Here is a 10,420-nt window from a genome sequence, read left to right as displayed (position 1 = left end):
CGCGACCTCGCCCTGGCAGACACGAACACCCCGGCCGAGGAACAGTACCGCCGGCGGGGCGTCACCCTCACCCGGCTCGGCGACATGTGGCGCCTACGCGGCGTCCTGGACACCGAGACCGGAGCACTGTTCAGCACCACCCTGGACGCCTTCACGAAACCGCCCGGCCAGGGCGACGACCGCAGCCCCGCCCAGCGACGCCACGACGCCACCGCGGACATGCTCAACACCGTGCTACGCAGCGGGCAGGCACCCGAGATCGCCGGCGGACGACCCAGCATCGGACTGCTGATGCCCGTCCACCGCTACCTACGGCTACACGACCACAGCAGCACCGACACGCAACAGACACCCCGCCACCACAGCCCCCACCACACCGACACCGGCGACCACATCACAGCCAGCCCCGACAACGGCAGCCCCGACAACGGCGACCACGACAACGGCGACCACGACGGGCCCGCGGTCATGGCCGGATGGGGACCGGTCAGCGACACCCTCGCCGCCCGGCTCAGCTGCGACGCCACCCTGCAACAACTCTGGCTGCACCCCGAAAACGGGATACCGCTCCAACTCGGCCGCGCCTACCGCAACACACCCCCACCACTGCGACGAGCACTCGCAGCACGCGACCCCTACTGCCGATGGCCAGGCTGCCGCATACCAGCCAACTGGTGCGACAGCCACCACCTACGCCAATGGATCCGCGACCACGGCGAAACCAACATCGACAACCTCGTACTCCTATGCCGATACCACCACGTGTGCATGCACGAACGCGGCTGGCAACTCCTCCGAGAACCACACACCGGCTGGATCCGAATCATCCGACCCGACGGACGACGATACGAACTCGGACCCAGCCAACCACGAGTCGACGAAACACCACCCCACAAACCAGGCAGACACCCACCACCCGAACACCATCACGGACACGACACGCCCACAGCCCGGCCACCGGGCCCACCGGCGACGCTGACGTCTACGCCGGACGTGGCGACATCGGCTGCGTCACAAGCGGCCATGTCGTCGGCGGCTGGGCCACAAGCCGTTGCGTCACCAGCGGTTGCGTCATCGCCGACAGGACCGTCGGCGGCGGCGCTTCCGCCGGCAGGCCCACCGGTGGCGCGCCCGCGAGCCACGCCGACGGCGCCGTCAACCGCGCCGGGCGCGACGTCAGCCGCGCCTGTGGCCCCACCGAACGTCGCTTCGAATCGGTCACACCCAGGACGGGCAGGGTCGGCGCGACGCGAGAGGGAAGAGCACCGGCGTGTCAGCCGTGAAACGCCGTGAGCCGGTCGGCCTCCGCGTCGACCTGGCGGCGGATCCGTGCCGGTAGCGGCGCGAACTCGTCCCATTCCACACGGTTGGCCTTCAGCGCCCAGGTGCCGGCCACCTGACCGTCGACGAGGAACGTGCCGATCGACTGCGGCATTCGCACATGGAACACCTTCGAGCGGTGTTCCTCCGGCAGGATCAGCGTGCGCCGCGCGTGGACGAGCAGCGTGGCGTCATAGGTCGGTAGGAACCGCACCGGCGCCGGGGTCTCCGGGTCCGGCAACGGGCCATCGGGCACGTCGACCAGCTCCCGACCGCGTTCATCGCGGAATGTGCGCAGCTCGTGGCGGGCAAGCACCTTCGCCACCACGGAGACCGGCAGGCCCGCCCAGTCCGCGATCTCGGTGCGGTGGGCCGGCCCGAACGCGCCGAGGTACCGCCGGATCAACAGGTCCTGCGCGTCGTCCTCGGTCACGTCGGGCGGGCCGACCCAATCCTCAGCGGCGCCGAACAGGTCGGCCCGGCGCCGCGCCCAGGTGCCGGACGGCGGCACACGGACCATGTCGAGGAACATCCCTATGGCGTGCCGGATCCGCGGCCCGAACAGCTCGTCGAGCTCGGTCCGGCGCACCGGGCGTTCGCTCAGAAGTGCCCGCAACCGTACTACCGCGTCGTCGATCGCGTCGGGCTCTGGCCGGTCCCGGACCGCTCGCAGGTAGGCCTCGCGGCGCGCCGATCTGACGCCCACCTCGAACGGCCAGTAGTCGGCCTTGGACACCAGGTGAATCGTGGCACGCAGGAGGGTCGCCTGGATCACCTCCCGGCGCTCCAGCATCCGGGTCAGCCCGTCACGGTCGAAGTCCTCGATGCGGGCCCACAGACCGATGTACATCGACGGCGCGTACTGGGCCTGGAGGCCGCCCATCCGCTGCAGTACCTCGGGGACGTCGAGCGACACGCGCTGCAGCAGCATCTGGCGGGCAAGCAGCGCCCGGTTCAGGTCGCGCCAGGTGAGGGTCCGCTCCATACCGGAACGGTAGACGATCCCTTGCCCAGCTCCCGGAATCGGCCGTTCCACAGCCCGACCCCACGCTGCTCGACCGGACCCCGACCACCGGGCCGTCTTTGTCTCCAGCCCTCGCTCGAGCGGCCGCCTTCGAGTCGCGTTCCTACGCGGCGTTCTTCAATGCGGTCAGCACGAGATCCATGGTGCGGTCGTAGGTCATGCCCTGCTCTCGCAGCAGCCGCCCGCCAGAACCCCGCTCCTCCTTGAGGACCGCCAGGAGGATGTGCTCGGTGCCGATGTAATTGTGCTTGAGCGACAGCGCGATCCGCAGCGACAGCTCCAGGCTCTTCTTCGCCCCGTTGTTGAACCGGGTTGGCAGCTTCGATCGGCGGAACAGGAAGCCTCCGCGCTCGGCGGGCTCGGCGCGTTCCAGCGCACCCGGCCCGAAGGTCTGCTCCACGCTGGCGCGCACCGCGTTGAGATCGATGCCGATGGAGCGCAGTGCCGCCGCATCGTCCCCGGCGGCGACCGTGGCCCGGATCGCGTCGTACTCGATGCCACACGCGCGTAGTACCGTGTGCCCGATTCCGCCGTCGTCACGCAGCAGCGCCAACACAATGTGCTCGGTGCCGATCGCCTGATGGCCGAGTTCGTCGGCCTCCTGCTTCGCGACCCTCACGACGGTCCGGGCACGATCGGTGAAACGCTCGAACATCAATGCTCCCCTTTCGGCGGGTGCGCCGATCCCGGCGCTGTGGTGGTCGGTGTTTCGGTCCCCGGCGTCTCGGCTTCCGATGCCACAGTCGCCCGCGACGCATCGGGAATGGCTGCGGACCGCGTCGGTACCCGGCCAGCGTGCTTCTTGTGCACGGCCTGCCTCGACACGTCGAGGGCATCGGCGATCTCCTGCCAGGACCAGCCCTGCAGGCGCGCGTTGTCGACCTGGAGTACCTCCAGCGCGTCGGCGAGCCGGCGAAGAGCTACCGCGGCCCGCAGACCGATGCGCGGGTCGGGGCTTGCCGCTGCGGCCGCGAGGTCGTTTGCCTCCGTCATGCGTCAACCTTAGTTGACATCACCGCACGCCGTCAACCATGGTTGACAGGAATCGTGACACCAGCGGAGCGACCCGGACGCCTACGCTCCCTGGCGTGAGCTCACCTCAGGCCGACCTCCCCGTCGTCGACGTCGCCAACCTGATTCGTCACGGCGAGGACGAACGAGCCGCACACGAGATCGAGTCGGCGTGCCGGGTCAGCGGGTTCTTCTATGTCTCCGGCCACGGCGTCAACCCCGCACTCATCTCCCGCCTCGACCGCAGCGCCCGCGCGTTCTTCGCCCTACCCGAGGCCGACAAGCTCGAGATCGCGATGGCCCGCGGCGGCCGGGCGTGGCGGGGCTTCTTCCCGGTCGGGGCCGAGCTCACGTCCGGCGTTCCGGACCAGAAGGAAGGGCTCTACTTCGGTACCGAACTGGGCCCCAACGCCCCTCAGGTACGTGCGGGGCTACCCTTGCACGGCGCCAACCTCTTTCCGCGCCAGGTACCCGAACTGCGCGGAGCGGTGCTGGAGTACCTCGCCGCGATGACCGCCACGGCCCAGGCCGTGCTGCGCGGTGTCGCGCAGAGCCTCGACCTGCCCGCCGACTACTTCGCCTCCGGGTACACCGCGAATCCCACGGTGCTGTTCCGAATCTTCCACTACCCGCCCACTCCCCCGGACACCACGGCGTGGGGAGTCGGCGAGCACACCGACTACGGTCTGCTGACGCTGCTGCTACAGGACGACAACGGCGGCCTCCAGGTCCGCATGCCGGACACCGCGCCAGCCGGCGACACTTCCGCAGAACCTGACGGCGAACGCTCCGTCGACGCCGGTCCAACGACCACGGCCGCCAATCACACCGACCCGCCGGCCGGGGACCCTCCCAGCGCCGCGATAGATCGCACCACCACGCACGATCACCCCGGAAGGTGGCTCAACGCCCCGCCGATCCCCGGTACCTTCGTGTGCAACATCGGCGACATGCTCGACCGGATGACCGGCGGTTGGTACCGCTCGACGCCGCACCGGGTCCGCAACGTGAGCGGGAACGACCGCCTGTCGTTCCCGCTCTTCTTCGACCCGGACTTCACCACCGAGGTCCCGCCGCTGCCCGGCCGGGCCGCCGCCGGTGGCTCCGCCGGCGCCCGGCGCTGGGACGGTCAGGACCTGAGGGCATTTACCGGCACCTACGGTGAATATCTCGTGCGAAAGGTGGGCAAGGTGTTTCCGGAGTTGAGCGCGGACGTCGGGAGCGGCACCACAACCGGCATCGGCCCGACGACCTGAGCCCGCCGGCCGTTTCGAACTGCCTCCCGGGCCGCCCGGGGACCGTGCCGGCAAGGCCGGTCCGGGGCGGTTGCAGAGGCGGAACCCGTTACCCGGCGGCGGTTCGGGTCGTAGGACCCACGAAGGGGTTCGAAGAGCCGTTCAAGCAGGTCGGGCACGTGGCACGATGACGGGAGCAAACCTGTCCGCGGTGTTCCTAGCGTATGAGTCACCACACCGCAACAGGAGGCGACGATGGCCACCCCGACCACCACCACGACCCGCAAGCTCACCAAGCTCGACAGCGAGCAGGGGATGCTGCTGTTCCTGGCGGCGGTCGTCCTGCTCAGTGTGATCAGCGTGATCGCAGTCGGCGCCTGACAGACCGCCGATCGGACGCACACCGAGACCGACGCCTTGGCGGCGACGCCCAAGCAACGGCCGCCGATGGTCCGGCGGATGGCAGACCGAACCGCCGCCCGACAGACCCAGCCCAACGCCGGATGGGCGCCGATGTCCAGACCCGGCCAGACACCAGACGCATCCGGAGCGGCCAGTACCGGACCGAGCCGGCACCGGACATAGACCGGACGTAGACAGCAGCAACGAACACAGCAAACCTCGAACAGGAGCCACGAGACGTGTTTCGACGCCACGAGCCCCCCGACGAGGAACCCGATCGGCCGGCCGACGACACGTCGCGCCGGCCGATGCCGTCCCGGCCCGCCGCCCGCCTCGACGCCACCCGCGCCGACCAGAGCGCTGGGGGCGCCGGGCCGGCATCAGGCCGCAACCGCCGCGACCCCAGGTGGGCGCACAGGCTGGTGGCGCTCGGCGCGGCCATGATGATGCTGGCCGGCGGCGCATTCGTGGCGAAGAGCATGCTCATCGGATACGTGACGAGCCGCGTCCAGCAGGACAACCTCATCGTCCCTGCCGCTGAGCAGCGGGGCCGCCACGTAACGATCAGTGGGGCGAAAACGGTGCTCCTGGTCGGCATCGATCCACGGCCGGACCAGGACCCGTCGGACACGATCCGGTCAGACTCGATCATCGTCATGCACATCCCGGAGGATCATCGGTCGGCGTACCTGATCTCGATCCCGCGCGACACCTGGGTCGAGATCCCGCCTTTCAACAACGGCAGGTCGAGGTACTACGGCGGCCACAACAAGATCAACGCCGCGTTCGCCGAGGGCGGCATCAAGCTGACCGGCAAGGACCAGCGCCGGTACGGCATGTCACTGCTCGCCGACACGATCAAGGAGAACTGGGGCATCTCGTTCGACGCCGCGGCAATCGTGGACTTCACCGGCTTCACCAAGGTCGTCGGCGTGCTCGGCGGCGTGGCCATGTACGTCGACCAGGAGACCCCGTCGGTGCACATCGGCCACGACGCCAAGGACGACACGAAGGTGCCGTACACCCAGCGCTTCAACAGCTCGGGCGGCACCGACCTCACCCCGGTCCCGGGGGTGACCCCGCAGACGTACCACGTCGGCTATCAGCACCTCCCGCCGTGGCAGGCGCTGGACTACGTGCGCCAGCGCGACACCCTGCCGAACAGCGACTACGACCGCCAGCGGCATCAGCAGCAGTTCATCAAGGCGTTGTTCAAGGAGATCGCCAGCCGCGACGTGCTGACCGACCCGGGGAAGCTCAAGAAGGTGCTGGACGTGGTCGGCCAGTCGATGACCATCGACTCAGGCGGCATCGACCTCCAGGACTGGATTTTCGCTATGAAGAACATCGGCGGCGACAACCTGCTCACGGTCAAGTCCAACAACGGCACGTTCTACGAGTCGTCGGAGCAGCCCGGCGCCGAAGCGCTCGACGACAACACCCTGGCCCTGCTCGAGGCGGTCCGAACCAACACCGTGGAGACATTCCTGGCGTCCCACGTCGACCTCGTGAGCAAGAGGTGAAGCCGCCATTCGTACCGCAGGAGCGCCGGCGAGTCACGATCCGGCGCCGCGCAGCGCAGCCCTGACCCGCGGCGACGACAGGCAGGCACCTGACGCGACGCCGTCCGGCCCGCCGCTAGTCCACGTGCTTGCGCAGATGCTCCAGCACCGTCCCGGTGATCTCGCCGAGGACCCGTACCTGCTCCTCGGTCATCAGGTCGATGAAGTGCTCCCGGACCGCCGCCACATGCCCAGGCGCGGCCGCCCGCAGCGTCGCCATGCCGTGCTCGGTGAGCACGATGAACGCGCCGCGCCCGTCCGACTGGCACTCCTCGCGCGTGACGAGGCCACGCTGCTGCATACGCGTCACATGGTGGGACAGCCGGCTCTTGGACCACAGCATCCGGTCGGCCATCTCGCTGAGCCGGATGCGCCGGTCCTCGGCGTCGGAGAGGCTGGTCAGCACGTCGTAGTCGGGCTCGGAAAGCCCTCGGTCGGCGGCGAGCCGGCGGGCCAGCTGCAGGTCGAGCAGCGCACGCATCCGGCGGTAGCCGATCCAGGCACGAAACTCGTCGTCGTTCAGCCAGCGCGGTCCGACGGCCGGCGGAACCTCGGCGGCGCCGGGCGCCGGGAGGAGCGGGGTGTCTTCCACGTCTCAATCCTAGTTGTTGACGTGTCACCATTCCATTGTCACGATGATGACATGTCAACAACCGCGTCTGACCCCACGAACTCCACATCCACCCCGGAAGACGCCGAGGCGGCAACCGCAACCGCTGCAGCGGCCGCAAACGCCGCAGCGGCCGCAACCACCGCGATGACCACCGAGCGCCGCCCGCGCCTCGAGATCATCGTCGCGAGCACGCGCCCCGGCCGGGTGGGCCGCGTCGTCGCCGACTGGTTCATCGAACAGGCCGAGCAGCACGGCGGATTCGACATCCACGTCACCGACCTCGCCGAGCTCAACCTGCCCTTGTTGGACGAGCCGGAGCACCCGTCGCTGCGCCGCTACACCAAGCAGCACACACGCGACTGGAGCGCGACCGTCGACGCCGCGGACGCGATCGTGTTCGTCATGCCCGAGTACAACCACAGCTTCACCGCCCCGCTGAAGAACGCGCTGGACTTCCTGTCCCAGGAGTGGCGCGACAAGCCGGCGGCGTTCGTCAGCTACGGCGGCATCTCGTCCGGCACCCGCGCGGTGTACGCGCTGCGGCCGGTGGTCAGCATGCTCGGCATGATGCCGATCAACGCCCAGGTGGCCGTCCCGACCCGCACCCACATCACGGCCGACAAGCAGTTCCGCTCCGACGACGCCCTGGACGCCGCCGCGAAGGTCGTCCTCGACAACCTCGCCCGCCTGGCCCCGGCGTTCGCCGCCCTCCGCGCCGTCAAGTAGCCGTCAGTAGCCGCCAAGTGGCCGTCTAGCAACCGGTGGAGAGCCCATCCAGCGGCCCGTCCAGCAATCGCCAGCCGACCAGAGGCGACGCCCGGGAGGACCGGCCCGAAAGCACGGCAGCCCGGAACAGAGCGTTCCGCACCGAAAGGCCGGGCCGGCGCGCGAGCAGGCACGCGGGCGGACCACGAACCAGTCGCAGCCGCCACCGAGGGGCGGCCCGAGCCGAGTGATCCGCCCCGCCGCGCCGCGCGCCAGGAGTCGCATGACAGGATCGGCGCATGTCGCGGATCGTCGTCACCGGAGCAAACGGCAAGACCGGGCGGGTGGTCGTCACCGACCTGCTCGCCCACGGCTACGACGTGGTCGCCACCGACGCCGTCGGCCGGGCCGGCCACCTCAGCGACCTCGGCACCCCCATGCTCGTCGCCGACCTGACCGACTACGGCCAGGCGGTCGAGGTGCTGCAGGGCGCCGACGCCGTGGTACACCTGGCCAACATCCCCGCACCTGGGATGTATCCGCCGGCGGTGACGTTCAACCGCAACTCGACCATGAACGCCAACGTCTTCCTCGCCGCCCAGGCCACCGGCGTCGGCCGCGTCGTCTGGTCCTCAAGCGAGACGACCCTCGGCCTGCCGTTCGACACGCCGCCACGGTACGCACCGGTCGACGAGGACCACTTCCCGTATCCGTCCACGACGTACGCCCTGTCCAAGGTCGTCGGCGAGACCCTCGCCCGGGAGATCTCCGGCTGGAGCGGCATCCCGTTCGTGGGCCTGCGCCTGTCCAACGTGCACACCGTCGACGGGTCGCACCCGGGCGACTACGCTGCGGTGCCGGGCTACTGGGCTGACGCGCACGCGCGGAAGTGGAACCTCTGGGGCTACGTCGACGCCCGCGACGTGGCCGCCGCCTGCCGGCTCTCGCTGGACGCGCCGATCGAGGGCGCCCAGTCGTTCGTCATCGCCGCCGCCGACACCATCATGAACCGCTCGTCGGCGAGCCTCATGGCCGAGGTGTTCCCGGACGTGCCGATCCGCAAGGACCTCGGCGAGTTCGAGACCCTGCTGTCGATCGACCGTGCCCGCAAGGTCCTGGGCTTCGCCCCGGCCCACTCGTGGCGAGACCACGTGGCGCACTGACGCTCCACCGGCCGGCCGCGACAGGCAACGACCCCGGACCTCCGCCGCAGGGCCACGTCGCCGCGGCCACCTGAGGCAGCACAAACAGCACGCCGTACACAAGGGCCGTACACCGAAAGCAGGCCGTGCACGAGATCTCACGGCTCGCGTGACAGCAGCTCCATCAGTACCGCCACGGCGGCCGGCGAATCGAGCGCCGCCCGCGCCAGCAGCGTCAGGTTGTGCTGCTCCCCGTCCGGGCTCACCAGTACCCCCGCTGCCGCCGGATGGACCCGCCGCCACCCGCGCGCGGTGAGCGCCGACTCGGCGACCACCACCACCGACGGCGTACCGTCCAACTCCTCGGGCTCGGCCGGCGGCTCCGGCTGCGCCGGCCAGTTCGCCGCCACCAGCTCGTCCAGCCGCATCAGCAGCACCTCCACGACCTCGGCCGGCCCGATCGGCGGCCGCCGCAGCAGCGTCGCCACCTGATCGGTCACCACCCGGGCCTGCCGGGCCAGCCACGTCGGCCACTCCTCGTCGGGCACGGCGGCGAAGGTGACCCACTGCCCGCTGTCGCGCTTGAGCACGTGCCGCGCCAGCTCGCGCTCCACGTCTGGCGGCAGCGGCATCAGCGGTACCGAATCCACGGTCCGCAATGCCACGTGCGCGGGGGACAGCGACCCGATCGCCCCGGCCAGGCTCGGGTGGCGCGCCATCAGCGCGGTCCGCGTGTCCTCGTCCAGCGACGCGATCACCGCCCCCGCCCGGACCGCTTCCCGCCATCCGGCATGCAGATCCTGTACCGCGGCAGAGGTGCGCTGCCACACCTGCTCCTCCACGTCGAACGCCAGGTCGGCGAACTCGAACGCGGCCAGGTCGGCCTTGACCACCGCCCGGGCGGCGGTGTGCAGCCCGGAGGCGCTGCTGGCCGCTTGGTCCGCCTTGCGCTCCAGCGCGACGGCGAACTCCCGGGTCGCCCTCGCGATCGACTCCGAGCGTGACGACGGCACCACCGACAGCGGGTCCACCGCGTCCTCGTACAGAGCACGCAGCCGCACCACCAGGTGCGCCCGCCGATGGTCGACGACCGCGAGCTCGTGCGCGACGAGCGCCCGCACCTCGTCGACGGTCAGGCACTGCAGCAGCGGCAGCCCCACGAGCAACAGCCGCCGCCGGCGACTGGCCCAGGAACGGATCGTTCCGTACCCGGTCAGCAGCACGGCATCGGGCCGCGCCACCCCCACCCGGGCGGCCACCTCGGCGACCAGGGCCAGCAGCTCGGCCTGGGCCGCGGCCGGCACGCCCGGGTACGACGGCTCCCCGGGGGCGCGGCCCCCGTACCGCATCAGCAACCACCGCGCCCGCCAAATGCTGATATTGCCGGGCAATCCGCTTCTGGGTTC

10 protein-coding genes and 1 pseudogene are annotated in these 10,420 nt (G+C 70.1%); 6 read left to right on the top strand and 5 right to left on the bottom strand.

Features of this window, described 5'->3' with window-relative positions; translation table 11 throughout:
- The first annotated feature begins 12 nt into the window (after positions 1–12).
- Positions 13–1,293, top strand: coding sequence for a DUF222 domain-containing protein (locus ACGFI8_RS23275; protein ID WP_392807834.1), 1,281 nt, complete (start codon positions 13–15; stop codon positions 1,291–1,293).
- On the opposite strand, the gene ACGFI8_RS23270 is transcribed toward ACGFI8_RS23275, so the two are convergent.
- The 3 genes and pseudogenes from ACGFI8_RS23270 to ACGFI8_RS23260 all read right to left on the bottom strand — a co-directional run.
- Positions 1,274–2,305: a winged helix DNA-binding domain-containing protein gene (locus tag ACGFI8_RS23270; protein WP_392807816.1), complete on the bottom strand. Its 1,032-nt coding sequence runs from the start codon at positions 2,303–2,305 to the stop codon at positions 1,274–1,276. The genes ACGFI8_RS23275 and ACGFI8_RS23270 overlap by 20 nt on opposite strands.
- A gap of 142 nt (positions 2,306–2,447) precedes the next feature.
- Positions 2,448–2,999 (bottom strand): Clp protease N-terminal domain-containing protein, encoded by a 552-nt coding sequence (locus ACGFI8_RS23265; protein ID WP_392807815.1) that lies wholly within the window; start codon positions 2,997–2,999, stop codon positions 2,448–2,450.
- A 140-nt stretch (positions 3,000–3,139) separates the two neighbouring features.
- Positions 3,140–3,337, bottom strand: a pseudogene (locus tag ACGFI8_RS23260) (helix-turn-helix domain-containing protein); the annotation flags it as partial.
- 95 nt (positions 3,338–3,432) lie between these two features.
- On the opposite strand from ACGFI8_RS23260, the gene ACGFI8_RS23255 reads away from it, so the two are divergent.
- From ACGFI8_RS23255 to ACGFI8_RS23245, 3 genes are all read left to right on the top strand, one after another.
- Positions 3,433–4,611, top strand: coding sequence for an isopenicillin N synthase family dioxygenase (locus ACGFI8_RS23255; RefSeq protein ID WP_392807813.1), 1,179 nt, complete (start codon positions 3,433–3,435; stop codon positions 4,609–4,611).
- 234 nt (positions 4,612–4,845) lie between these two features.
- A complete protein-coding gene (locus ACGFI8_RS23250; protein WP_392807812.1) occupies positions 4,846–4,971 on the top strand; it encodes a hypothetical protein in 126 nt (41 codons plus the stop codon).
- A gap of 260 nt (positions 4,972–5,231) precedes the next feature.
- Positions 5,232–6,515 (top strand): LCP family protein, encoded by a 1,284-nt coding sequence (locus tag ACGFI8_RS23245; protein WP_392807811.1) that lies wholly within the window; start codon positions 5,232–5,234, stop codon positions 6,513–6,515.
- 115 nt (positions 6,516–6,630) lie between these two features.
- Here ACGFI8_RS23245 and ACGFI8_RS23240 read toward each other — a convergent pair whose 3' ends face one another.
- On the bottom strand, positions 6,631–7,146 hold the full coding sequence (locus ACGFI8_RS23240) for a MarR family winged helix-turn-helix transcriptional regulator (RefSeq protein ID WP_392807810.1): 516 nt from the start codon (positions 7,144–7,146) through the stop codon (positions 6,631–6,633).
- Between the two features lie 165 nt (positions 7,147–7,311).
- On the opposite strand from ACGFI8_RS23240, the gene ACGFI8_RS23235 reads away from it, so the two are divergent.
- Both ACGFI8_RS23235 and ACGFI8_RS23230 read left to right on the top strand, forming a co-directional pair.
- Positions 7,312–7,893 carry an NADPH-dependent FMN reductase gene (locus ACGFI8_RS23235; protein ID WP_392807809.1) on the top strand — a complete coding sequence of 194 codons (582 nt, stop codon included), beginning with the start codon at positions 7,312–7,314 and terminating at the stop codon, positions 7,891–7,893.
- A gap of 278 nt (positions 7,894–8,171) precedes the next feature.
- Positions 8,172–9,035, top strand: coding sequence for an NAD-dependent epimerase/dehydratase family protein (locus tag ACGFI8_RS23230; protein WP_392807807.1), 864 nt, complete (start codon positions 8,172–8,174; stop codon positions 9,033–9,035).
- 137 nt (positions 9,036–9,172) lie between these two features.
- On the opposite strand, the gene ACGFI8_RS23225 is transcribed toward ACGFI8_RS23230, so the two are convergent.
- Positions 9,173–10,363 carry a hypothetical protein gene (locus ACGFI8_RS23225; RefSeq protein WP_392807806.1) on the bottom strand — a complete coding sequence of 397 codons (1,191 nt, stop codon included), beginning with the start codon at positions 10,361–10,363 and terminating at the stop codon, positions 9,173–9,175.
- Between the last annotated feature and the right edge of the window lie 57 nt (positions 10,364–10,420).

It is taken from the genome of Dactylosporangium sp. NPDC048998 (genome assembly GCF_043197855.1).
Taxonomy (GTDB): Bacteria; Actinomycetota; Actinomycetes; order Mycobacteriales; family Micromonosporaceae; genus Dactylosporangium.
Note: the sequence above shows the minus strand (reverse complement) of the source record. Positions and strands in the feature narration are given on the sequence as shown.

What these genes read in the sequence shown, in the direction of transcription:
- ACGFI8_RS23270 (WP_392807816.1), bottom strand. Translation starts at nt 2,305, where the DNA reads ATGGAGCGGACCCTCACCTGGCGCGACCTGAACCGGGCGCTGCTTGCC.
- ACGFI8_RS23265 (WP_392807815.1), bottom strand. Translation starts at nt 2,999, where the DNA reads ATGTTCGAGCGTTTCACCGATCGTGCCCGGACCGTCGTGAGGGTCGCG.
- ACGFI8_RS23250 (WP_392807812.1), top strand. Translation starts at nt 4,846, where the DNA reads ATGGCCACCCCGACCACCACCACGACCCGCAAGCTCACCAAGCTCGAC.
- ACGFI8_RS23235 (WP_392807809.1), top strand. Translation starts at nt 7,312, where the DNA reads ATGACCACCGAGCGCCGCCCGCGCCTCGAGATCATCGTCGCGAGCACG.
- ACGFI8_RS23230 (WP_392807807.1), top strand. Translation starts at nt 8,172, where the DNA reads ATGTCGCGGATCGTCGTCACCGGAGCAAACGGCAAGACCGGGCGGGTG.
- ACGFI8_RS23225 (WP_392807806.1), bottom strand. Translation starts at nt 10,363, where the DNA reads ATGCGGTACGGGGGCCGCGCCCCCGGGGAGCCGTCGTACCCGGGCGTG.